At 65.1% G+C, this 23,258-nt stretch carries 22 protein-coding genes, 1 tRNA gene and 1 other RNA gene; 6 read left to right on the forward strand and 18 right to left on the reverse strand.

Features of this window, described 5'->3' with window-relative positions:
* Nucleotides 1–22: 22 nt before the first annotated feature.
* The 6 genes from GFY24_RS00565 to GFY24_RS00590 all read right to left on the reverse strand — a co-directional run bounded on the left by GFY24_RS00565 (nucleotide 23) and on the right by GFY24_RS00590 (nucleotide 4,537).
* The gene (locus GFY24_RS00565) at nucleotides 23–787 is read right to left on the reverse strand and encodes an amino acid ABC transporter ATP-binding protein (protein WP_153802967.1); all 765 of its coding nucleotides are present in this window, start codon (nucleotides 785–787) and stop codon (nucleotides 23–25) included.
* Entirely contained in the window at nucleotides 784–1,662 is an 879-nt protein-coding gene (locus tag GFY24_RS00570) for an amino acid ABC transporter permease (RefSeq protein ID WP_153802968.1), read from the reverse strand. The genes GFY24_RS00565 and GFY24_RS00570 overlap by 4 nt, the downstream gene beginning before the upstream one ends.
* A complete protein-coding gene (locus GFY24_RS00575; protein WP_153802969.1) occupies nucleotides 1,659–2,183 on the reverse strand; it encodes a flavin reductase family protein in 525 nt (174 codons plus the stop codon). The genes GFY24_RS00570 and GFY24_RS00575 overlap by 4 nt, the downstream gene beginning before the upstream one ends.
* A gap of 123 nt (nucleotides 2,184–2,306) precedes the next feature.
* Nucleotides 2,307–3,008 (reverse strand): hypothetical protein, encoded by a 702-nt coding sequence (locus GFY24_RS00580; protein ID WP_153802970.1) that lies wholly within the window; start codon nucleotides 3,006–3,008, stop codon nucleotides 2,307–2,309.
* A 137-nt stretch (nucleotides 3,009–3,145) separates the two neighbouring features.
* Nucleotides 3,146–3,844, reverse strand: a complete 699-nt coding sequence (locus tag GFY24_RS00585; RefSeq protein WP_153802971.1) for a hypothetical protein — start codon at nucleotides 3,842–3,844, stop codon at nucleotides 3,146–3,148.
* 114 nt (nucleotides 3,845–3,958) lie between these two features.
* Entirely contained in the window at nucleotides 3,959–4,537 is a 579-nt protein-coding gene (locus tag GFY24_RS00590) for an HhH-GPD-type base excision DNA repair protein (protein WP_153802972.1), read from the reverse strand.
* 97 nt (nucleotides 4,538–4,634) lie between these two features.
* On the opposite strand from GFY24_RS00590, the gene GFY24_RS00595 reads away from it, so the two are divergent.
* The gene (locus GFY24_RS00595; RefSeq protein WP_153802973.1) at nucleotides 4,635–5,450 is read left to right on the forward strand and encodes a methyltransferase domain-containing protein; all 816 of its coding nucleotides are present in this window, start codon (nucleotides 4,635–4,637) and stop codon (nucleotides 5,448–5,450) included.
* Between the two features lie 137 nt (nucleotides 5,451–5,587).
* Here GFY24_RS00595 and GFY24_RS00600 read toward each other — a convergent pair whose 3' ends face one another.
* Nucleotides 5,588–6,886 (reverse strand): aminotransferase class I/II-fold pyridoxal phosphate-dependent enzyme, encoded by a 1,299-nt coding sequence (locus GFY24_RS00600; protein ID WP_153802974.1) that lies wholly within the window; start codon nucleotides 6,884–6,886, stop codon nucleotides 5,588–5,590.
* Between the two features lie 137 nt (nucleotides 6,887–7,023).
* Nucleotides 7,024–7,118: signal recognition particle sRNA small type (gene ffs / locus GFY24_RS00605), an RNA gene on the reverse strand.
* A 100-nt stretch (nucleotides 7,119–7,218) separates the two neighbouring features.
* Here ffs and GFY24_RS00610 point away from each other — a divergent pair.
* The 5 genes from GFY24_RS00610 (at nucleotide 7,219) to GFY24_RS00630 (ending at nucleotide 11,118) form a co-directional block, all read left to right on the forward strand.
* A complete protein-coding gene (locus GFY24_RS00610) occupies nucleotides 7,219–8,220 on the forward strand; it encodes a hypothetical protein (RefSeq protein ID WP_153802975.1) in 1,002 nt (333 codons plus the stop codon).
* Between the two features lie 63 nt (nucleotides 8,221–8,283).
* Nucleotides 8,284–8,371: transfer RNA gene (locus GFY24_RS00615), tRNA-Ser, on the forward strand.
* Nucleotides 8,372–8,507: 136 nt separating this feature from the next.
* Nucleotides 8,508–9,665: a site-specific integrase gene (locus GFY24_RS00620; RefSeq protein ID WP_153802976.1), complete on the forward strand. Its 1,158-nt coding sequence runs from the start codon at nucleotides 8,508–8,510 to the stop codon at nucleotides 9,663–9,665.
* Nucleotides 9,662–10,183 (forward strand): tyrosine-type recombinase/integrase, encoded by a 522-nt coding sequence (locus GFY24_RS00625; protein WP_153802977.1) that lies wholly within the window; start codon nucleotides 9,662–9,664, stop codon nucleotides 10,181–10,183. The genes GFY24_RS00620 and GFY24_RS00625 overlap by 4 nt, the downstream gene beginning before the upstream one ends.
* A gap of 236 nt (nucleotides 10,184–10,419) precedes the next feature.
* The gene (locus tag GFY24_RS00630) at nucleotides 10,420–11,118 is read left to right on the forward strand and encodes a hypothetical protein (protein ID WP_153802978.1); all 699 of its coding nucleotides are present in this window, start codon (nucleotides 10,420–10,422) and stop codon (nucleotides 11,116–11,118) included.
* Nucleotides 11,119–11,121: 3 nt separating this feature from the next.
* On the opposite strand, the gene GFY24_RS00635 is transcribed toward GFY24_RS00630, so the two are convergent.
* From GFY24_RS00635 to GFY24_RS00680, 10 genes are all read right to left on the reverse strand, one after another.
* On the reverse strand, nucleotides 11,122–12,069 hold the full coding sequence (locus tag GFY24_RS00635; RefSeq protein WP_153802979.1) for a recombinase zinc beta ribbon domain-containing protein: 948 nt from the start codon (nucleotides 12,067–12,069) through the stop codon (nucleotides 11,122–11,124).
* Nucleotides 12,070–12,192: 123 nt separating this feature from the next.
* Nucleotides 12,193–12,945 carry a hypothetical protein gene (locus tag GFY24_RS00640; RefSeq protein ID WP_153802980.1) on the reverse strand — a complete coding sequence of 251 codons (753 nt, stop codon included), beginning with the start codon at nucleotides 12,943–12,945 and terminating at the stop codon, nucleotides 12,193–12,195.
* On the reverse strand, nucleotides 12,945–13,217 hold the full coding sequence (locus GFY24_RS00645) for a hypothetical protein (RefSeq protein ID WP_153802981.1): 273 nt from the start codon (nucleotides 13,215–13,217) through the stop codon (nucleotides 12,945–12,947). The genes GFY24_RS00640 and GFY24_RS00645 overlap by 1 nt, the downstream gene beginning before the upstream one ends.
* Nucleotides 13,214–13,441: a hypothetical protein gene (locus GFY24_RS00650; protein ID WP_153802982.1), complete on the reverse strand. Its 228-nt coding sequence runs from the start codon at nucleotides 13,439–13,441 to the stop codon at nucleotides 13,214–13,216. Before GFY24_RS00650 ends, GFY24_RS00645 begins: the two co-directional genes overlap by 4 nt.
* Entirely contained in the window at nucleotides 13,438–14,286 is an 849-nt protein-coding gene (locus tag GFY24_RS00655) for a glycoside hydrolase family 25 protein (protein WP_153802983.1), read from the reverse strand. Before GFY24_RS00655 ends, GFY24_RS00650 begins: the two co-directional genes overlap by 4 nt.
* A gap of 78 nt (nucleotides 14,287–14,364) precedes the next feature.
* The gene (locus GFY24_RS00660) at nucleotides 14,365–16,002 is read right to left on the reverse strand and encodes a hypothetical protein (protein ID WP_153802984.1); all 1,638 of its coding nucleotides are present in this window, start codon (nucleotides 16,000–16,002) and stop codon (nucleotides 14,365–14,367) included.
* Nucleotides 15,999–16,457: a hypothetical protein gene (locus GFY24_RS00665; protein WP_153802985.1), complete on the reverse strand. Its 459-nt coding sequence runs from the start codon at nucleotides 16,455–16,457 to the stop codon at nucleotides 15,999–16,001. Before GFY24_RS00665 ends, GFY24_RS00660 begins: the two co-directional genes overlap by 4 nt.
* 95 nt (nucleotides 16,458–16,552) lie before the next feature.
* Nucleotides 16,553–18,178: a hypothetical protein gene (locus tag GFY24_RS00670; RefSeq protein ID WP_153802986.1), complete on the reverse strand. Its 1,626-nt coding sequence runs from the start codon at nucleotides 18,176–18,178 to the stop codon at nucleotides 16,553–16,555.
* A complete protein-coding gene (locus GFY24_RS00675) occupies nucleotides 18,178–19,146 on the reverse strand; it encodes a hypothetical protein (protein WP_153802987.1) in 969 nt (322 codons plus the stop codon). The genes GFY24_RS00670 and GFY24_RS00675 overlap by 1 nt, the downstream gene beginning before the upstream one ends.
* Nucleotides 19,147–19,150: 4 nt before the next feature.
* On the reverse strand, nucleotides 19,151–23,206 hold the full coding sequence (locus GFY24_RS00680; RefSeq protein WP_153802988.1) for a hypothetical protein: 4,056 nt from the start codon (nucleotides 23,204–23,206) through the stop codon (nucleotides 19,151–19,153).
* Between the last annotated feature and the right edge of the window lie 52 nt (nucleotides 23,207–23,258).

Raw genomic sequence — 23,258 nt, forward strand, 5'->3', positions numbered from 1 at the left:
ATCCTTCGGGTGAGTCGGCGCGTCAGAGCGCGTGTGCGAGAAAGGCTTTGGTGCGTTCATGCGCGGGCTCGTCGAAGACGCGCGCGGGCGGACCCTGTTCGGCAATCCGACCGGCGTCCAGCAGCACCACGGTGTCGGCGACCTCACGCGCGAAACCCAGTTCGTGCGTGACGATTACGAGGGTGGAACCCGATCGCGCCAGGCCCCGGATGACATCGAGCACTTCGCCGACCAGCTGCGGATCCAGTGCCGAGGTGGGCTCGTCGAAGAGCAGTACCCGCGGGCGCAAGGCCAGCGCGCGGGCAATCGCCACCCGCTGCTGCTGACCGCCGGAGAGCCGGCGCGGATACTCATCGGCCTTGTCCGCCAAGCCGACTCGGGCCAGCCACTCCAGCGCCTCGGCCCGCGCCTGGGCCTTCGGCCGGCGCTGCGCACCGATAGGCGCGAACGCCACATTGTCCCGAACGGTCCTGTGCGGAAAGAGATTGAAGTTCTGGAAGACGAATCCGATCCGCGAACGCTGCCGCAGGATCTCGCGCTCGGGCAGCTCGTGCAGCCGATTGCCGCGGCGGCGGTAGCCGACCAGTTCACCGCCGACCCGGACGGTCCCGGCATCCACCTTCTCCAGGTGATTGATGGTGCGCAACAGGGTCGACTTACCGGACCCGGACGCCCCGAGAATGACGGTCACCTCACCGGGACGCACCGTCAGATCCACCCCGGCCAGCACCTCGAGATCGCCGAAAGACTTTCGGACGCCCCGCAATTCGATCGCGTATTCGCTCATCGCGCACTGCCCTTCGCGAAGTGCCGCTCGATGTAGTACTGCGCGATATTCAGAATCGTGGTCAGCACGATGTACCAGACCGTCGCCACCATGAGCAGCGGCACCACCCGGCCATTACGGCCGAAGATCACCTGCACCTGATAGAACAGCTCCGCGATCGCCATGGTCGAGACGATCGAGGTGCCCTTGAACAGGCTGATCACCTCATTCGCCGCATTGGGCAGAATGCCGCGCATGGCCTGCGGCGCGATCACCCCGAAGAACTGCCGATGCCACGGCAGCCCGAGCGCCTTCGCGGCCTCCCACTGCCCCTGATCCACCGAAATGATCCCGGCGCGAATGATCTCCGCCGAATACGCGGCCTGATGCAGCGCCAAACCGATGACGGCGGCGGTGAATCCGCTCAGCACACCGTTCACATCGAAGCGATAGAACTCCGGGCCGAACGGAATACCCACGGACAGCGTCTTGTACAGGTACGCGATATTGAACCAGAAAAGCAGTTGCACGATCAGCGGGATGGACCGGAAGAGCCAGACGTAGGACCACGAAATCGCCTTCAGCACCGGGTTTTTCGAGAGCCTGCCGATGGCCAGCCAAATGCCGAGGAAGAATCCGAGCAGGGTGCCCCACAGGGTCAGCTCGATGGTCACCTGCAATGCCGCCAGCACCGACGCCGCGGTGAGGTATTGCGCGAAGGTGGACCAATCCCAGCCCGGATTGGTGATCAGGCCGTGCGCGAACTGCGCCACCAGCAGCAGGGCGATCGCGCCGACCACCCACCGCCACGGATGCCGGGCGGGCGCGACGGTCAGCACACTGTCATCGGCTACGTCTTCGGTGCGCGAATCCGAAAGCGCGGCAACGGTACTCATACCGCGGCGTCCAGGGCACGGAAACCACTGCGATGGAAGACCAGCGGCTCGGAATCCGGCCGTGCGCTCAGCCGGTGCACTCGCAACAGCACGACGGCGTGATCACCCGCCGGAACCTGTTCGTGCACAGAGGCTTCCAGCCAGGCCGTGGCACCCTCGACGAAGGCGGCATTGCCATTCCCGATGTGCAACTCCACATCCCGGAATCGATCCCCGGAACGGGAGCTCAGACTGCGCGCCGCACCCTGCTGATCATTGCCGAGCAGGCTCAAACCCACCCGGCTCGCCTTCGCCAGCCGCGGCCACGTCTCCGACGAATACTGCACGCACAGCGACACCAGCGGTGGATCCAGCGAGACCGGCACGAAGGTGCTCACCACCATCCCGTGCGCAACCCCGCCTATCCGCGCGCACACCGCCACCACCCCACTGGGGAAGTGCGCGAACGCTTTACGCAGATCCGCTCCCTCCACCGAGGAGAGCGCGGCCACACCGTCACGAATCTCGGTCAGCTCACCCATCGCCCCACTTCATCAGCGGGGCGGCGATATCGACAGGATTGAATTCAGGAGGATCGCAACGGAATACGAAAACCCCCGCCCGGGTGGTCCGGGCGGGGGTTTTCGTTATCAGGAAGTCGCGAGTTACTTCGGCGCGACGAAAGGCTGGTTGATGGTGGTGAAGTAGTTGTACGCGGCCATGATCGCGACCGGGGCGGTCACGAACAGCTGGCCCGCCAGGGTGCCCATGAAGCCCATGACGCTCATGCCGACGATGCAACCGACGGCCGCGCCGCCGAGAGCACCGAACATCAGGGTCAGGGTGCCGGTCACGGCACCGGCGGTGGCGCCACCGATGAGGCAACCCACGGCCGCGCCGCCCATGCCACCGACCAGGGTCGCGATGGTGGCGCCCATGGAGATGGTGTCCGTCATGCGCTTCCAGGCGGCCTGCTCACGGTCGTACTCCGACTTGAACGGGGCCTGGTTCTCGTACGGCAGGTTGATCGGCTTGTAAACAGCCTTGTCCGCGACGAACTCCGGAGTCAGCGTCGCGGTGTGATCCGAAATCTGCGCGGCGATCGGGAAGACGTAGTCGTCCACCCGGAAGTTGAGCTCGGTGCCCGCGACGGTGGTGCCGTTCGCGGCCTTGATCTTGAAGACACCGTCCTCGACGACCATCGAACCACCATCGGTCCGGATGATCGTGTTGACCTCATTGTTGGTGGAGGTGTAGTTGATGACACCCGCATCGGCGGCCTCGGGGGCCGCACCGGCGGAGCCCGCAGTGACGCCCAGGGCAGCGATCAGCAGCGCCGCGGTAGCGGCGAATTTCTTCGAAAGCATGTGTTCGGTTTTCCTCATCAGGCAGTCCGCAGGGGGAACCTGAAGATCGAAACCCTGTGACGAGAACACGAGATGACTCGAGGATGCCCGCAACATGAACAGTTGCGCGGCACCCTCGAATTCACCCAGCGTAATAACTATTTCGCCGGTGTCACCGACGGCTGATTGATTGTCGTGAAATACTGCGCCGCAGCCAGAATGGCGACCGGAGCGGTCACGAAGATCTGACCCGCGACAGTGCCGAGAAAACCCACCAGGCTCGCGCCGATAACGCAGCCGCCGAGCGGACCGGTGCCGAACAACAGCGCCAGAGGAGCCGTCGCGGCGACCGCGACACCGGCGCCGAGCACGCAACCCAGGGCCGCTCCGCCGATACCACCGACCAGGGTGCCGATGGTGGCGCCCGCGGAGATGGTACTGGTCAGGCGGGTCCAGGCGGCCACCTCACGGTCGTAATCGGACTTCCACGGGGCCTGGTTCTCATAGGGCAGGGCCACCGGCTGATAGACCGCGTGCGCCTGGTCGAACTGCGGGGTCAGGGTCGCGGTGCGGTCCTTGATCTGCGCCGCGATCGGGAAGACGAAATCGTCCACCCGGAAGCTCAATTCGGTGCCCGCCACCGTGCTGCCGTCGGCGGCCTTGACCTTGAAAACACCGTTCTCGACCACGAGCGAACCCGCATCGGTGCGCACCACCGTATCGGTCTCGGTATTGGTCAGGCTGTAATTGATCGCACCCGCATCGGCCTGGGCCGGTGCCGCGCCCGCGGTCCCGGTGGCCGCGCCCAGTGCCGCGATCACCAGCGCCGCGATACCGGCGTATTTCCTCATCTTCATTGGTACTGCTTCCTCGCCACTGCCGAAACGAACTGATGGCGGCAAGCATTAAGCAAACGGCGCGATTACCCGAGGTTAAAAACCAGCTTGATTCGATCGGGTGCGCGCGAGGTACTATTTCGCCTTGGCGGCGGCCTTGGCTTGTTTCTTGAATTCCCGTACCTGGGACAGGGATTCGGCATCGGTGACATCGGCGACCGAACGGCGGGAGCCGTCCTCGCCATACGCACCGGCGGCCTCACGCCAGCCTCTGCCGGTGAAGCCTTTCTGTTTTCCCAAGAGCGCCAGGAAGATTCGCGCCTTCTGATCGCCGAAACCGGGAAGAGCCTTCAGCCGCTTCAGGACTTCCTTACCGTCCGGGTCGCCGGCCATCCACAGGCCGGAGGTCTCACCGTCATAGTGCTCGCCGATGTAGTGGGCCAATTCCTGCACCCGGCGGGCCATGGACCGGCCGTAGCGGTGGATGGCGGGCGGAGTGGCCGCCAGCTCCTCGAATTCGGCGGGATCGGCGGCGGCGATCCTATGGATATCGAAGCCGCCCATCCGATCGGCGATCTTCTGCGGGCCGCGGAAAGCATGCTCCATCGGGAACTGCTGATCCAGGGTCATACCCACCAAAAGCGCGAAATCGTCCGCCGTGAGCAGGGCGTCGGCGGCAGGGTCCTGAGCAATACACACAGCGCGACTCACCATTGGGCGATTCTCCCACCCATCCTCGGTTGCGGTGACGCGGGTCACGACTAGTCTCGTCGACATGCCCGACACCATGGCTATTTCTAGAGTGGGAACCATGCCGCACAGTGGCGCCGCCGGCTCTCGACCGGACCGTTTCGACCGCGAAGGCCAGGATCAACTGGTCGATGTCCAGGATTTGCAGGCCGCCCTACCCGGAATTCGGCGGCTGCGGAACTGGGCGCAGGACGCACTGGCACTGCAACCCGGCGAAAATGCTGTCGATATCGGATCCGGCACCGGATCCGAGGTCTTCGCCTTCGCCGACCGGGTCGGCCCCACCGGGACCGCGCTCGGGGTGGAGCCCGATCCGCAATTGCTCTCGGCCGCCGAACGGCGCTCGAAGCAGCACGAATCCACCGCGAAATTCGTCTCCGGGGACGCGTACGGCCTGCCCCTCGGCAGCGAGACCTTCGACGCGGCGCTGTGCGAGCGCGTCTTCCAGCACTTGACCTCACCCGCCCGCGCGGCCGGTGAGATCGCGCGTGTGCTCAAGCCCGGCGGGCGCGTGGTGGTCATGGACAGCGACTGGGGTACGGCGGTCGTGCACCCGGGCGACCGGAACGTGGTGCACCAGGTCATCGAGACCATGGTCGCCGGAACCACCAATCCGTTCGCGGGGCGGCGGCTCGCCGGACAGCTCACCGCGGCCGGACTGGTCGTGGACGATATCGGCTCGCACGCGCTCGTCCAGGACGGCGGTATCGGCGCGGGTGCGCTGGTGGCGCGGATCGCGGATATGTCGGTGGCGCGCGGATCGATCACCGAGGCGCAGCGGGATCAGCTCATCGCCGATCTGGAGGCGGGAGCCGCGAGCGGCGATATCCACCTGTCGGTGACCATCTTCGCGGTGCTGGCCCACAAGCCCGCCTGAGATACGAACCGACGAGATTCTCAACGCGACAACTGATTTCGCGAGCCGAGGGTAACTCGTCGGGTACGGCCGAAACGTGACCAGTGCGCCAACCGCCGGCACGCGTTGCCAGCGGTTGGCGCACCCGAGCCGTGCGCTTAAGGCGCGGAGAGGCGGAGGAGCTTCTCGGTGGCGGCGAGCAGTACACAGGTCGCCAGGCCGTCCATCGCCTTCTCCAGCTCACCCACCGAGGGGAAGCTCGGTGCGATGCGAATGTTCTTGTCCTCCACGTCTTTTCCATACGGGTAGGACGAACCCGCCGGAGTCAGCGCGATTCCCGCTTCCTTGGCCAGGGCCACGACGCGGGTCGCGGTGCCCTCCAGGACATCCAGGCTGATGAAATAGCCGCCCTTGGGTTCGGTCCAGGACGCCACCTTCGAGGCGCCGAGACGGTCCTCCAGGATGCTCAGTACCAGTTTGAATTTCGGCTCCAGGATGGCGCGATGCTTCTGCATATGCAGGCGTACGCCCTCCGCGTCCCCGAAGAAACGCAGATGCCGCAGCTGATTCACCTTGTCCGGGCCGATGCTCTTCTTCCCGGCGTGCCCGAGATACCAGTCCAGGTTGGCGGTGGAGGAGCCGAAGAAGCTCACACCGGAACCGGCGAAGGTGATCTTCGAGGTGGAGGCGAAGACGTAGGGGCGGTTGGGGTTTCCGGCCGCGGCCGCCATACCCAGCACATCGAGCACCGGATCGGAGGTATCGGTGAGCGGATGCACCGCGTACGCGTTGTCCCAGAACAGGCGGAAGTCCGGGGCCGCCGTCGGCATCGAAACCAGTTCCCGCGTAACGGCTTCGGAGAAGGTGACGCCGGTCGGGTTGGAGTAGTTCGGCACCGCCCACAGACCCTTGATGCTCGGATCCGACGCGAGAAGTTCCGCGATGGCGTGCACATCCGGGCCGTCGTGATCCATCGGAATCGGGATCATCTCGATGCCGAGCCATGCGGTGATGGCGAAGTGCCGGTCGTAACCCGGTGCGGGACACAGGAATTTGATCGACGGCTCATCGACCCAGCGGCGGGTGGAGTCGGCATTGCCGTGCAGCATGGAGAACACGATCACGTCGTGCATGAGCTCCAGGCTGGCATTGTTCCCGGCCAGCAGGTTCGACACCGGGATGCCGAGCAGTTCACCGAAGATGGCACGCAGCTCCGGAAGCCCGTGCAGGCCACCGTAATTGCGCACATCGGTGCCATTGCCGTCGCGGTAGTCGTCATTGCCCGGCAGCGACAGCAGCTCCAGCGACAGGTCGAGCTGCTCGGGCGCGGGCTTGCCGCGGGTAATGTCCAGCGTCAGCTTTTCGGTCTTGAGCTTCGCGTAGTTCGCGGTCTGCGTCTCGTGTTCCGATTCGAGTTCCGCATGGCTCATCAAACCGATCTGCGTCTGCCGAGGCATCAGTGCAGCCTTTCCAGGGGCTAGGGGCAATGTATGTGGGCCGCATGGCGAACCCAACCGGTCACGTTACTTGGTATGTCCGGCCGAGGGGGAGCTATATATCGCCCACGCACACCCGGAAGATCCGCCCCGAAAATTAAAGGGGACCCAGCGCACCCGGCAGAGCCCGTTGACCCTTGCTGCCTTCCGGCCCTGGGGGAGTTCACAGGATGCGCGCCGCGCTGGATCCGTCGGCCAGTGTAGCGGCTCATGGATGCCTTCGCCGACGGGGGTCGATACGATCCTTCCGACATCGCGGGGTGACCCGCTCAGTACCGGAGGGGAAACCAGTAGTGACGAGCTCAGGACCCGGCGGGCCCCAGGATCCCGCCAATCACCAGGAGACCGCGCAGTGGTGGGCCACCCCGCCCACCGGAACCGATGCGGGCCAGCCGGTGGTCGGCGCGGATCCCACCATGCTCAACTACGGCACCGCCGGAGCGCAGTACACCCCACCGGCACAAGCGTTTCCGCCCGCGCAGGGCTACCAGTCCGCGCCGAACTACCAGGCCGCGCCGGCGTATCAACAGCCCGCGCAGCCCGGATACGCGCAGCCGCAGTTCAGCCCGCCGCAGCAGCCGCCCATGAGCGGCGGATACAACTACGCGCCGCAGCCGCCCTCGGGTGGTGGCGGTAAAGCCGGTTGGATCATCGGCATCGTGGTGGGTTTGGTGGTGATCGTCGGTATCGGTATCGGCGTGATCGCGCTCACCAGTAAGGACAAACCGCTCAGTCCGCTCGGTGATGACAAGAAGAAGACGATGGACGGCAACTACAGCATGGACAAGGTCGGCAATGCGTGCAGCCTGATCGATCCGACCGTGCTGACCAAGTGGTCCTCCACCTCCAAGGGCAATCCCGAACACTCCGAGACCAAGCCCACCGATTACAGCGGCGGCCGCCTGTCCTGCACCGCCGGCTACTCCGGCCAGTCCAGCACCAGCAAGTACCACACCAACGAGGCCGACATCACCCTCGATGTGGACTTCAACAGCGCCTACGGCAAACCCGACTACGACTCCTGGAAGACCTACGACACCGGCACCACCGGCAGCGGCCGCTCCTCCGGCGACATCACCGGCCTGGGCTCACAGGCGTACTGGCACGCCGAAACCCGCGACTACTCCTCCTTCACCGTCCTCGACTACACCGTCGCCGCCCAGGACAGCAATGTCTCGGTCAAGGTCAAGATCAGCGTCGACCGCGGCAGCGGCGAAACCATCACCAAGGACGACGTAGCCCAAATCGCCAAAGACCAGGTCCAGAAGGCATTGAACGGCCTCCGCAAAAAGTGATCGAGCTCGCCCCGATCTTCGCGATTTGCTTTCCACAGGGGGTCCCCCGGTATATTGCTCCACGGAGGATTCGCCTAGTGGCCTATGGCGCTCGCCTGGAACGCGGGTTGGGTTAACGCCCTCAGGGGTTCAAATCCCCTATCCTCCGCCAGGGAAAGACCCTGGTCAGGGATGGTTTTTCCGTTCCTGACCAGGGGCCATGGCAACAGCCACGGCAACACACCCTGTGAACGGTCTCTGCGGGTAGTCGGCTAACCAAGCCCCGACCACCGACAGGACCACCGCAGATGGCATCCATCCGCACACGCACCGACAGCGGCGGCAACACCACATATCAGCTGCAGTACAGGCACAACGGTAAGCAGCCGTCGATCGAGTTCGTCGACTACGCCGACGCAGTGAAGTGGCGAAATATCTTCAATGACCGCGGCTCTGCGATGGCATTGGAAATGCTGCGCATCGAAGACAGTGACAGCCCATGCCCGCGACTGCACCAGGCCGGCATCGACTACATCGACAGCCTCACGCGAGCCAATGAAGGCACACGCAAACGCTATTCGCGATATATGGCCAACGACATCGAGCCGTTCTTCCACGCGAACTTACCTGTGGATGCGGTCACATCGGCCGCGGTGTCCCGCTGGATTAATCACATGGTCCGCGACCAACACGCGTCACCGAAAACCGTTGCCAACAAACACGGGTTTCTCTATGGCCTGATGCAGTGGCTGCACCAATCAGAGGCCATCACCAAGAACCCGTGCAAGGGAACGAAACTGCCGGTGGTCAATCAGGCAGAGATGTGTTTCTTGGAGCCGGACGAATTCGCCGCGCTGCACCAGGCGCTGCCCGAGGAATGGCGTTTTCTGGTGCTGTTCCTTGTCAGCTCCGGTGTGCGGTGGGGTGAGGCGACGGCGCTGCAGGTCGGGCACATCGACCGCAAGCGGTGCACGGCGCGGATCCGGCAGGCGTGGACGTACACCGGTGGTGCGCGCGTTCTCGGCCCGACGAAAACTAAGAAGTCCAAACGGACTATCAACCTCGATGCCGATCTGGTGGCGAGTCTTCCGCTGTCCGGCCGGCCTTACAAGTCGTGGCTGTTCACGAACAGCAACGGTGACCCGGTGCAGATCAGCACGTTCTATAAGCAGGTGTGGGTGCCGACGGTGCGGCGGATGCAGCTCGACCCGGCGGATCCGCTGAACGGGAAGGCGCCGCGGATCCATGATCTGCGCCATACGTGCGCGTCGTGGATGCTCGACGACGGGGTGCCGATCGGTGATGTCCAGGAACACATGGGACACGAGAGCATCCAGACCACGAAGGATCGATACGGGCATGTTTCGCGTGATGCCGGGAAGCGGGCGGCGGCGGCGATCAGCAAGCGGCTGCCGAAGGCGGGCCCGCGCAAGCTGACGGCCGTACGGAACGGGGCGGCGGCATGATCGGCATCGAACAGGTTCTCGACACCGCGGACTATCGCACCATCGCGGAACAGATCCCGGACCAGTGGCGCCCGCTGTCGGGGTTCCTCGCGGTGACGGGTATGCGATTGGGTGAGGCAGCCGCGCTCAGAGTGGACGATATCGACGCCGGTGCCGGACTGTGCCAGGTCTCCCGTACCTGGGTGCCTGGTGTGCGGTGCTGGTATCTGCAGTCCGCCAGGGTGGTTCGCTGCGTGCAGATGCCCGAGGTGATCGTCGAAGCGCTCGACCTCGACCGCACCGATGAGGAACTGTTCCGTGTCGACCGGGCTGCGGGGCCTGGCCTGATCCATCGGTACCGGAAGGTGTGGGCGCACGCGGTGAATGTGGTTGCCGCAGATTTGGACCGCCGGCCCCGCGTGAACGCGTTGCGGCAGATGTGCGGTGCGCAGCTGCTGAATGCTGGTGTGCCGGTGGAGGAAGTGGCGGCGCAGCTCGGCAGTAGCACGCTCGCCGTGTTGCGTTTGCCGACTGCCTGATTCGAACCCAGGTGCCGCCGCGCTGGTGTTAGCGTGGCGGCGCCTGACTTCGCCAGTCCTCCAGGGGGATTCACTTGCATAGTCGTGTCCACTCCACTGCCGCTGTCCTGTGCGCCACTGCCGCGCTCACAGCCTGCTCGGCTACCCACGACAGCGGCAGCGCGCCCACTCCCGCAGCGGCGAGCACAGCCGCCAGTGCGGGGGCGCCGGATGCGCTCGCGCTCGGGCAGTCTCAGGTGATCACGCGCACCGACACCGGCGGAAGGATCGGCGAGATCCGGTTTACCGCGATCAAGGCTTTGCCGACCGACTGCATCGCGGGCATCCGTACCGGCATCACGCTCGCGGTACAGGTCGAGATCGTCAACGGGTCCGGCGAGCAGCTGCCTGTGCCCGATGTCTACCAGCTCAAATATGTGGACTCGACCGGCGCGACCCGTGGTGTCGAGACCGCGAGCGTCTACGGATGCGATGCGGACTATCCGCAGGCGGTGACCGCAGCGCCGGGCGGGGCTACGCAGGGATGGCTCGAGGTGCGCTTGGCGTCGGCGCCGACCACCTTGGTCTACTCGCCGATGGTCGGGGACCAGAGTTCGACCGCGGGCAATATCAAGATGCTGACCCCGGCGCCGGCCACGATCCGTGTCGGTGTGCCCGCTGCCGTGTCCGCTGGCGCGGACGCTAGCGGCGATCCGGTGCCGACCAGCGAAACAGTCAGTGCCCCAACGGTTCCGATGACAACCGCTCGCGCGTCGGTGCCTGCGCCTGCCCCGGTCGCACCGCCGACCGGGCTGGACTCGCAGGGCCGGCCGACGGGAACGGGCGGCGCGCTGGTCGGGTGCGCGGACGAGAACTACCAGCCGGGTACCGGGATTTTCGAGGACGGCAGCAAGGGGTTCGCCGCCGAGTGCTTGCCCGGCGGATCGATGCGGTAGCCACTATTTGAATGTGCGCCAGTGCGGATCGACGCGATCCGCGCCGCGTATCTGCCGCCCCTGCGAGGAACGCACGACCACGTGGTCGAGCAGGTATGCGACGATCTCATGACGGCGCACCGGCAGGGCTTCCTCCCACCATGCCAGCACATCATCGACGGTCGGGGCGAGTACATCGCCCACGGTGGTCATCGACTGTATGAGGCGCTCGGCCGCGGCGATGTTGCGGCGGGCCCGGTCGGTTCCTTCGAGCATGGTTTCGCGCTCGATCAGCCGGTCGGCGAAGTCGCGGCCGAGCACGGCCAGGCGCTCGCGCAGATCCTCGATGGTCTGCTGCTGCTGTTCGATGGTGCCCGCTGCGAGCAGGGCACGGCTGAGCTGTCGCCGGTACTTGGCATCGGTGAGGCGCGCTAGTACGCGCTCGGTGATGTCGTCTTCCAGCAGCGCCGCGGTGATGCTGACTTTTCCGCAGCCGCCGCCGGTGACGCTGCATTCATAGACAGCGGCCCGGTCGCCGCTGGTGTTGTAGGTCAGGTGATGCCCGCATTCGTCGCAGCGCGCGAGCTTTTCCGACAGCAGGTAGATCGCGTCCCTGCTCGGGGTGAACTTCTGCAGGTCGGGGTCGAGTAGTTTTTCGCGCAGCTGCTGCCAGGTATCGCGGTCGAGGATCGGTTCGATGCCGGCGTCGACCAGCTGCCCGTCAGCATCGAATCGGTGCCCGATCATGCGAGGTGCTACCAGCGCGCGGCGCAGTACCGTCGGAGACCACGGCGCACCGGAGACTGTGGCGACGCCACGGGCGGCGAGGTCCGCTGCCAGCCCTCGGCGGGAAGGCCGGGGGTCAGCGTCGCTGTCGAGTAGGTAGTCCGCCCATCGGTGAATCTCGCTGGCCTCACCAGGATCGACGGTCTTGCCATCAGGCAGCCACCCATACGCACGCGACACTGTCACCCCTTCCGATCGTGCACTGTTACCTACGATCGGGGACTGTACCCGCCCCGTCCGGTGAGCCTTCTCCGATACGCGTACGGCCACCCTGGGATCCAGGGTGGCCGTAGTCGGTGGGCGGGTTCCTCAGAGCTGCGCCACTGCCGTCAGATCGGCCCGCAGCTGCACGATATTGAGCCCTTCCGGGGTGAGCCCGTTGCCGGTCAGATATTCGGGTGACAGATAGACGACCGCCTCATCGGCGTACTTGCGGTAAAACGATTCGGACATCGATTGCACACGCCCCCAGGTGATCACGTCGATGGCGCCGTTACGGCGGCCGACCACGGGCACATAGTGCCCACCTTCGATCTTCGCGCCGCGCCGCACAGTCCACGGTTCCTGATTGTCGAACTGCGCCATGGCGGTGTCCGGGAACTGGAGTCCCACACCGACAGCACCGAAAAGGTATGTGGCAGCGCACAATTCCTCGACGTTGCCCGGCTCCAACGCCAGGTATGCGGCGACCTTGTGCCGGTTGCCTGCGGCATCGAGCACGCCGACCCGGCGACGATAGGACGCGGCGGCCTGCACGTCGGTGCCCTGGTCGCTGTCGGGGTTGTCCGCGTTGTAGCCGGTGACCGCGCTGTAGTCCGACAGCACTGAGATATCGGTGAAGCTCGCCGGGTGGCCGGCGGTGGTGGTCCACAGCAGTGTTTCGTGTGCGGCACCGGCGAAAACACAGTCGCCGACGCTATCGTTTCCGAGCATCCCCCACGTCGTGACGCTGTGCTCGTGGCCGAATTCGGCCGGGATCGGTGGCAGCGCAGTGGTATTGAGGTATGTCGAGAACTTCAACGTGACCGCGTTCGGGCGGGCGGCGAGCTTGCCGAGCTTCATCAGATCTCTTTCGCGAGCAGGGCGGGAATCTCCGGGATGAGCGGCGGTGGGACGCCGAGCCGCCATGCCATCTCGACTTCGTCGTGGTGCTTCAATAGCTTCCGGATGTAGCGGATCGCTTCTCGCACAAGCTCATTGGAGTCCTCCAGTTGTGTTTCGACCTTGTCGAGGCGGGACTGGAGCTCGGCGATCCGGCGGCCCTGCCACGCGGTGGCGGTGCCCAGCAGTGCGGCGACGATGCCACCGATCGCGGTGATCTGTTCCGGGCTCATGGGGCGCTGGCCTGATCTTTCGGGCTGACCGCACGGCGGATCAGCACACCGGCGATCAGCGGGGCGATCAACCCGTACACCGTGGTCGCCGAATCGACCCATGCGGTGTCCACGTTGTGGCCGACCGCGAACGCGATGATGCCGGTGACGGTGATCAGGAACGAGCGAACGAGCGCGGGTTCGGGGATGCGTGCAGCGCCCGGCTGCGGGGTTGAGTTGCTCACTGCGGCAGTCCCTTTCGCAGTTCGGCGACGGCATCGATGAGGGTGAGCGGTGCGCCCTGCGCGTTGTGACCGAGCTGCGGCCACGGGCTGAGCTGCTGACGGATGTAGCGGATGCCGTCGAGCAGTTCACGCTGCTCATTGGGATCGAGTGCCGCCATCGGGTTTCCTTCCGATCGGTCGCCGAAGAGTTCGGCGAGTTTCGTTGCACCACGGACGGCGTTCACATCCAGGCGTTGCCCAGCCACCAGGGCTTTGTCGGAGAATTGGAGAATGTCGACGGCCTTGCCGCCCATGGGGGCCCAGCCGGGGGCGTCATCGCCGGGGTACAGGTTGGAGGCGTAGTCCACGCCGTTCACGTAGGCGCTGTTCCACAACCCGACGGGCAGCCCGGACAGGTCAGGGGATCCCATATGCCCGGACCAGTACCAGCGCGGCAGGTAGATCGGCAGCAGCCGAAACCCTCTGTCCTGCAACGCGGTCACCCGCGCGAGTAGGTCGCCGATGCTGCCGTCGGTATCGGGATCCTCGTAGTCGATCTGGATCGGCACGTCGGTGCCGCCCGAATGGGCGAGCGCGAGATCGGCTTCCGCTTCCGGGTGGCTGTCGACGCGGCAGAAAACATACCCACCCCAGCGGCGCGGGAAATGTTCCGCCATCTGGTCGCGGGCGCGCGGCCAGTACGGATCGCGGAACCCGTCGCCCTCGGTGATCTTGTGGGTCGCGAAGGTGAATCCCTCGGCCGCGGCGGCGGCGAAGTCGACGGCACCATTGTTGTTCGACACATCGATGCCGAACATGGTCGCGGTATCGGCGTCCGGTCCGGGCGGCGGGTAGCACTGCGCCATGGCGGGGCTCCTCGGGTGAGCGAGTAATGCCCGGCCCGCAGCCAGCAGCGTTCTCTCGGAGAATAGCGGGAGGCTAGGTCAGCCGTTGAGTAGCGCGCCCTCGAAGTAGGTCTTGTAACCGACACCGCCAGCCCCCGTGCCGGTCAATGTGCCGCTGCCGGTGCCGGTATACATCGCGGGCATCACCTTGTCCCCCGCACTGAGGTACAACACGTTCGATGTCGCGACGGTGTAGGTCGCGGTGTTATCGCCGCCACCGCCGCCGTCGACTCGCACGCCTTGGCGCACGAGGCTCGATGTCGAGCTGCCCGAGGGCCGGTAATAGAACCCTGCGGCGGCCGTGATTTGGTAGATGTTGAGCGTTGCGGCGAATGCCACCATGTACCAACCAGTTTTGGTGATGGTGATGGTGCCGTTCGGCAGATCGACGGTGACGCCGGCGGATTGACGCAGGGTGTCGAAGGTGTTGGCGCCTACCGTGGTCCAGCCGCTACCGGGTAGCGCGACACTGGATGTCGACTGGTAGATCGACCATCCGGTACCGATAACCGGCGGGCTGGAAACGTCGGCGGCACTGAATGATTTGACGTTCCAGCCGGTCCACGCGGACCCGAAGAAATCGACCTGCTGCTGCGAGAGCATGCCGACACTGCGGTAACTCACGCCACTGGCGGCCTGTCCGGCGGTATCGGTGTGCGCCAGAATGCCGATGCCGTTAATGGTCGCGACGTAGGTGTTTCCCTGCACGGTCAGGGCAAGAGTGTTGCCGGTGGACAGGTTGATTGCCACGTCCGCCCAGTCGTGGAACGTGTAGCTGCTGCCGTTCCATGCCCCGTACCCCAGATAGGCGTGGTCCTGGAATACGTTGAGGTACACGAAATTCGACAATGTCGTGGACGCGCGCACAAGCAGCGAAGTCATCGCCTGCTGGTATCCGGCAGTGCTGGCGACCATCACCACCTCGTGGTCATCGGTCTGCATGATCGTGGTGTTCAGCGCCCACCGGACGCCCGACCCGTGTGCGTTGTCCGGCTGCAGTCCGGCCGCGCCAGCGGTAGCCCAGAGCGCGGTGGATTGCCCGCCCAAAGTCCAACCGGGTCCGAGGTTCCCGAGAATCGTGTTGGGGAAAGTGACCGTGTAGCTCGTACCGCCCACCCCGCCGCCGGTCTGCTGGTTTTGCAGTGCCGCGATCGCCGCACTGTTCGCGGCCAGGTTGTCCTGGATCCCGCCGACGGTGGTGGCGACTTTGGTGGCGTCGGTGCCGCCGGTGATGCCGTGCACGGTGGCGGTGGCGGTGGCGTGGGTTCGGTTCATGCCGTCGGCGATGCCGTCGATGATCGAGGCCATGTCATCGCCGACCAGGGGGATCCATTCCAGCAGGTCAGCGAGGGCGTGCAGGGCACCGGCGATGAACGAATTGATCAGGTTGCCCAGGTTGTTGACCCAGGTACCCAGGTCGCCGAGGTCGCCATCCTCGACGCCGGTGATGATCTCGATAATGTCGCCGATCAGGCCACCGATGATCGGGATCTGCTGCACCTGCTGATAGATCACCGAAAAGAACTGCGCCCGCACATCTTCGGCCTGGTCATAGGTGCCCTGGTTGTCGGCGATCGCCAGATTTTCGGCGGTGACATCCTGCAGCTGCGACACCGTAGAGGGCAGGTACGCCTTATCCGGTAGCGCGGGGTCCGCGGGGAAATTCGGGGAGGTCACGGCGCGCCGCCGGTGTCGGACTGGGCGAGCATCTTCTGCCGGATTTCTTCCTGCCTGATCTGCGCTTTCATCGCAGCGATCTGGGCGGGGGTGTATCCGGTGATATCGGCGACCAGCACCGGGGCTTCGGTGATGTCCTCGCCCTGGCCCTCATCGGGTGCGCCGATCGGCACCCAGGTCACGGCGTCGTGCCCGGTAGCGGCGGTGGCGTTCTTGTCGCGGCGCGGCTTGTACAGCGCATCCGTCGGCGCTGGCAGGCGCAGATTGTCGAACACGTGGATGGCGAGCAGGTGCTGAATTTCCGGCGGCATCTGCATGCCGGGCAGCCCTTGCCCCATCGGCACCGACCGGAACCAGTCCGCGAGCGGGTGGCGTGATTCGCGGGCGTACACGATCCCGGTCTCGGGATCGCGGCGGATCCCGTCGAGGCGGTCCGCGCGCTGCGACCACGTCATCCCCGGTGCTCCCGGTCGGCGCGGTTTGCTCTGCTTGACCACAACCCAACCTCTCTACACGTGGTGACAGTGTGACTGTATCCAGTATTTCTGGGTCAGCTCGATACGCCGATCATCTGCACGAGGGACTTGATCTGTGCGACGTGCCGGGCCAGCATCGCCGCCGCATCATCCTCGGCTTTGTCATCGCCGATGCTGATTTCCCAGTGCGCGACATCGTTGCGGTTGATCACGTACTTCAGGGCGTAGACATGGTCGATGTACCAGCGCCCATCGCGTCCGACCTCGGCCGCGACCCGGTCGCCGATATCGAAGTGCCGGCCAACCCAGTAGGGCATGCCGTTCTGCACGGACACCTTGTATGACCGGTATGCCTTGGTGCGGTCGAACCCGGTCCGGATCGCCTGCAACGCCGACAGCGAGAATCCGGTTCCGCCGGTGCTTTCCCAGTACTCGCCGTACGCGGGCCCGCGGATCCCCATATCCGCGATGCGTATCGGGTTGCCGACCCGGTGGAAAGCCAGCACGACATCCTCGATCTGGCTGTCGAAGATTCCGAGCGTCAATCCGGGATTGCCGAAGATCGCGCCGATGTACCCCAAAAGTCCGTTGGCCAGCAGCTTCAGCCCAGTATTGACCCAGTCAGGGCTATGACCGCCGGTCACGATCGCACCGGCCAGGGCTTTGTGCACGGTGGCCTGCCATTCACCGATCCCGCTGATGCCGGTGCGGGTGGCGTTGCGCCAGGCCACCCACGGCCGTTGCGGTGCGGTCCCCAGGAATCCGGACACTGCGTACTGCGGGGCGTCCGGGATCCCGACCGCGGTCGCGACTTCGTTGATCAGATCATCAGCGACGGCGGTCACGTAGTGGATCAGTCCGTCGATCGCGGTGCCGGTCAGACCCCGATACCCGGACTTGTCGACCACATCGAGCAGCAGCGTCGGCTTGGTCAGGGTCATGTGATCGGGTGCCGGCTGCGGATCGCCCGGCAACCAGCGCCGCACCAGCAGCTGCAGCCCCGCATCCGACAGCGTCGGGGCCAGCACGTCGTGCGCGTTGCCGAACCTGGTCGAGATCACCGACCACATCGAGGTATCGAACAGCAGCCCGGCATCGGGCATGACCACGATCGGCCAGTTGTTCGGGTCGAGATTCGCCAGCCAATTTTCCGGGTTGAATATGTCCTCCGGCAATGCCCACAATGGCGCGAACCGTCGAAGTAGATTCAGGAATAGTAAAGTCTTCGCACCGAAAACGGAGGGCCCCACGAATGCGAACATTTTCGGCGCCTGTAGTTCCGGCGGCAACAGAGGATTTGCAAAGCACACGATCTTTTTGACGTGCTCGTACTCGTGCAAAAATTTGAGTTCGATATGTGCGACCTCGCCGGACTTCTGCCCCTCGGTGATCGTCGCACACTTGCCTGACCAGCGCTTACCGGACATGTCAGCGGAGATATGGAGGTCTTCGTAATCGCCGAGATCTTCGATCAGCAGCCGATACAATTTGCTCGACGCCTGAATAACCAGCGCGCCCTCGCCAGTCTCGTTCAGTCGCTCCTCGAAACTCGCGGACACGACACCGAATAGGCGGACCGGGTTCTCCCAGTTCTTATCCCACAGGGTGATGCGGGCGGGCCTGCGCATTTCTTCGAGGCGTGCGATCGAGTTCTGCAGGATCGAGGAACGCACCTCATCGCAGGACATGAGCGGAGGCATCAGGCCTCACCACCCATGAAACGGGTGTACCGCTGCGAGTAATAGGCGGTGATCGTGGTGTTCGCGGTGCCGCCTTGAATACGGATCGGCACCTGCACCGGCGACCCGGTACCGGCCGGGATCGCGGACTCGAACGCAACCCCGTTCATGTTCGCCCACTCCTGCGAATCGTCGCGGACCAGCAGCGTTTCATCGAGGGGGTACGTGCGGATCAGGAACTCTTTGCCCGGCCCGAGCGCACCGATCGCGGGCACGGCCACCGTGTTGCCCGAGAGCCCGTCGGGCAGCCAGACCACGGTGTCGGCTTCCAGGCCGTTGCTGGCGTACTGCGGCCAGCACTCCACATCGGCGCGGTTGAGCATCGGGATCGTGCCCTGCCATACCCCGGTGCCCGATTGCGGTGCGCCGGTGGTGGGGTTGATCTCGACCATCTGGCTGCGCTTGATCGCGAAGCTCAGCTCGGGGGCGTACCAGTACGGATCCACGCTCAGCGTGGGCACTTCCCACGCGAGGGCTTTGGTGCGGCCGGGGTCGCGCTGGGTCAGGGGTTTGGGTGCCTTCTCCCACCGCATGCGCAGCTCGCGCGGTTCGCTGATTTCGGAGAACGCGCGCAGGTAGCAATCCCACCCCGGACCCAGTACCCGCCACAGCAGATCGTCGATCTCTTCCCATGCGCGGGTTGTGCGCCCGATCGTGCCGAGCTTCAGCGTGCACAGGCGCTCGTTCACGCGCGGGATGTCGTCGAGGGTGCTGCCTTCCTGGTACGCCCAGGACTCGCGGACCTGCGTGATCGGGGCGTGCCACAGGTCATCCCACGATCCTTCGAGCAGGTGGATACCTTGCTCGCCTCCGCGCGGGCCCAGCAGATCCAACACGATCAGGTCGTGCCCGAACGTCGGACTGCCGGCCGTGTTGTCGCGCAGGATCAGCTGCATGATCCGGCCCGGATTGGTCAGACAGATAGCCACCGGCTCACCCCGCCCTGTAGGTCTCGGATATGGGGCTCAGCCGGTTGAGCATCTTGCTGGTCTCATCGGCGACCTTCTGCGGATCCATCCCGTAGAAGTTCATGGTGTCGGCCAACTTCAGGTTCTTGATCGCCTCGACGCCGTTGTCGATTCCCTTGTCGGTCAACGACTTCAGCCCGAACATGTCCGAGAATTCGCCTACTACCGACTTCAGTGCGTCCACGCCCCAGGTTTGGAATTTGCCGGGGAAGTCCTGCCCGGCCGCCCACGTATTGGCCGCATCGATGCCGGTGCCCGGTGTGCTCTGAATGTTGAGATCGGGGATCGCGGGTTCGCCGGTAGCGCCGATCACCGGCGCCCCGGTGCCGCCGGTCGTGGCGCTCTGGGTGGCCGAGCTGGTGCCCGCGGTCCACGAACCACCGCCGGTGGTCGTGCTCGCGCCACCGCCTCCGACGCTCTTGGGGTCACCGCCCAGGAAGAACTCCGGCGGGAAATGCATGTGATCGCTGAACTCCGGGTCATTGGCGCCGGCGGCCTGGCCCCCGTACTGACCGTCCCCGCGCTTGCCGCCCATCTCGAACTTGGTGCCGTTGGGCAGCGTCGCCGCGGTGTGCCCGCCGTAGGGTCCGTCGTTGAACCAGCCGAACGAGAGGCTGCCGCTCGGGCCGAGCCCCGGCTGTGCGCCCATCGCGGTCAGCGCTTGGCTCATGGTCCCGGTCGAGAACCGGCTGCCGAAGGGTTCTTTGCCGGTGGCGTAGTTCGCGAGCGCGCTCACCGCGGCCGAGCAGTCGCCCCAATGGATCCCGCCCCAGTTGTAGGGCGCGCCCTCGACACCCTTGGCGAAACCTTCGAGCTGCTCGGGGGTGACCAGACCGCCGCCGGAGAACCCCGGTGCGGTACCGGTGAGCATGTGCAGGAACTCCGGCGACGGAATCCACCCGGCATTGAGTGCCTGCAGCAGCGGCCCGCCGTTCGCGTATGCCTGTGCGGTGCTGATGAATTCGCCGTTGGCCACGCGCAGCGGTTTGATCCCGTCCATCAGTGCGGGGATCGAATCGGACGTGCCGGTGCCAGGTCCACGGATCAGCCGGCCGCCGGTGGCTTTGCCTTCGGCGCCGGCCCAGTTGACCATCGCCCGGCCGATACCGGCGAACCCGACGGTGGTGCCGCGACCGGGAATGCCTGGCAGGTCAGGGATTTTGATCTCCGGCAGCCCGATCAGGAAATTGCCGATCTCGCGGGCCGCGGCCTTGATCGCCCCTCTGATCGTCGAGAACACGTCGCTGACCGTGGATCCGAGGCCGGTGAAGAACTCGCCGATCTTGCCGAGGGCGCCCCAGAAGACATCGCGCACGGTGGTGATGATCGCGGCGGCGTTGTCCATCTGATCGCCGAGCGTTTTGGTCAGCCTCTCGATCTGCGGAATCACCAGTGGCACAATCACATTCGTCACAAGCCAGGTGAAAACGTCGATCATCTTCTCGATCTGCGGCAGGATCGCGATCACGATGTCGAGGAACGGGGGCAGCAGCTGCAGCGCCATCTGCAGCAGCTGCGGCAGCAGCGGGGCGATCGCGGCGATCAGCCCACCGAAGGACGCAGCGAGCCCCGGCAGCATGGGGGCGAGCTGCTGCAAGGCGCTGGCGATCGCGGTGCCGAGCTGCTCGGCGACCTGCGCGAGGATCGGCTGCAGCTGCTGGAAGATCGGCATCATCAGGTCCGCGACCTGCGATATCACCGGTCCGAGCGCGCCGAAAATTGTGGTCAGGGCGGGGGCCAGGGCGGCGACCAGACCCGAGACGACCTGTGCCACAACGGGAATGATCGGTGCGAACGCGCCGACCATGGACGCGAAGGCGTCCGCCAGTGGTCCGATCGAGGGTGCCAGTGCCGTAATCGCTTGTGCGAGTGCACCTCCCACGATCTGCGCGACCTGTGACAGGGGGCCGATCGCGGGCCCGATCGCGGACAGCAGCGCGGAGGCGATCTGTCCGATCACGGGCAGGATCGGGGTCAGCGCGCTGGTCAGGGTGTTGATGATCGGGACCAGCTGCGGGATCAAGGTGGTCAGGGTTTGGGCGAACACGGCGCCGATCTGCCCGAGCCCAGGCGCGATCTGCCCGATCGACTGACCCAGGGTCGCGAACAGCGGGCCCAGGGTCGGGCCGACGATATTGCCGATCTGGATCAGCCCGCCGATCAGCGGATTGAGTCCGGCGCCGAGGCCGCTGAGCAGGTTGCCGAAGTTTCCGATCAGCTCGGTCAGCGCACCGGATTGGAACGCGGTGGTGAATGCCTGCCCGACCTGCCCGAGCAGGTCACCGACGCCCTTGCCGACCGTCGCGGCAACCGGGGTGAAGGCTTGACCGAGCGAGAGGAATCCTTGGGTGGCCTGCTGCAGGCCGGGGCTCAGTGCGCCGATGAACGTCGCGGCCCCGTCGAAGATCGTTTTAACAGCGCCGAGGTTTTCCGGGGCCTTCCAGAAGTTCGCGAAATCCTTTGTGACCGAGTTGATTTGAGTTGCTACCCCGGTCATTCCCTGACCGAGCACGGGCAGTGCGACGGTGGCGAGGTCTTTGATTCCGTCGGCCGCCCCGGCAAACAACGCGTTCTGTGTGGGCTGTTTGACCAGCGAGTCCCATGCCGGTCCGATCGAGCGGGCCGCGACCACGAAATCGCGGGCGTTCGGTGCGAGTTTTGCCAGGGCCTGCGCCGCTTTGTCCTGTGCCCCTGAGGATTTCGTCTGCGCAGCGGTCAGCGCTTCCTGCGCATCGGTCAGGGCCTTGGTCGTGTCGTCGACTTTTTCGTGTGCCGCCGCGACTTTGTCCTGTGCCGCGACGACCAGGTCGCTACCCTCGACACCCTTGGCGAGTGAGTCCTGCTGCTTTTCGGCGAGATCGTTGTTGCGGTAACGGACTTCGGTGAGGGACTGCTCAGCCTTGGCGATCGCCAGCTGCGCGCGCTCGTACTCCTCACCAGGCTTGGCCGAGAGTGCGTCGCGGCGGGCATCGGAGAGATCGAGCTGCGCTTCCCTTTCGGAGATGACACCGCCGCGCACCTCGAGGTTGAGATCGCGCATCTGTTTCTGCGCGTCCTTGCGTGCCGTGGTCAGATCTTTTTCGGCCTGCGTGCTGTCCTTTTTGGCATCGCGGACCGACCGTTCTGCGCTGACGACCTGATCGGAGGCTGCTTTGGTCGCAGTGGCTTGGGCCTGGGCGTCGGTGCCGGCCGAGTCCTGCGCTGCTGATAGCGCGCTGAATGCGTCCTTGACCCCGGACAAACCCACGGTGAGAGTGGCCACGCCTGCGAGAGCGGCCGGGCCCAGCGACAGCAGCCCCACACCGAGCACGGCGACCGCGCCGGCTGCGGCACCAGCGGCACCGACCAATACCGCCATCTGCGAGGCGACCTTGAACACTTCCCCGGCCATCGAGCCCAGGTCGGGGATCTTCAGGTTCTTGAGCCGGTCGAGGCCGGTGATCTCGAGCCGAACCTGCATGCTGCGCTCGCGCAAGAACCGTTGCAGGTCAGCGCGTGCCGCCGCCAGGTTCAATTCCACGCGGACCGGGATCTTGAAGTCGAACAGCTTCGACATCTCCCGCAGCGCCCGCTGCAGATCCTTCGGGAATCGGGCCACGTCCGGGACGGCGCGCACCGAGATCTCGAACCCGAACAATTTCGACATCTGCCGCAGGCGTTGCAGCATCTCCGTCGGGAACCGGGCCACATCCGGGACCGGCTTCACGTTGACCGTGAACCGTTTTTTATCGATCCGTAGCTGCAGCTGGTCGGACCAGGCTTTCAGCGACGCGTCAGATGTTCGGACCTTGACATCGACCGCCAGGTCCAACCCTTTGAGGTGGGTGCGCACGGCGGTCAGGAACCCTGCGGTGTCCGCTTTCAACTTGACCGCGGCGGACAGATTCCACTTGTCGAGCTTTCCCTGCAGGGCTTTGCGGGCCTTCTCAGCTGCCGCGATAACGCGCGCTTCGAGCTGCGCGTCGAGGTCGTTCCAATCCAGTTGCGCGGAAACGTGCGCCTCTGCGAATGGCAGTGTCACCGCGCGGCCTCCGGACAACGAATTTCGTTGCCCGGCCCGCAGCCAGCAGCAC

Source organism: Nocardia sp. SYP-A9097 (assembly GCF_009649815.1).
Classification (GTDB): domain Bacteria; phylum Actinomycetota; class Actinomycetes; order Mycobacteriales; family Mycobacteriaceae; genus Nocardia.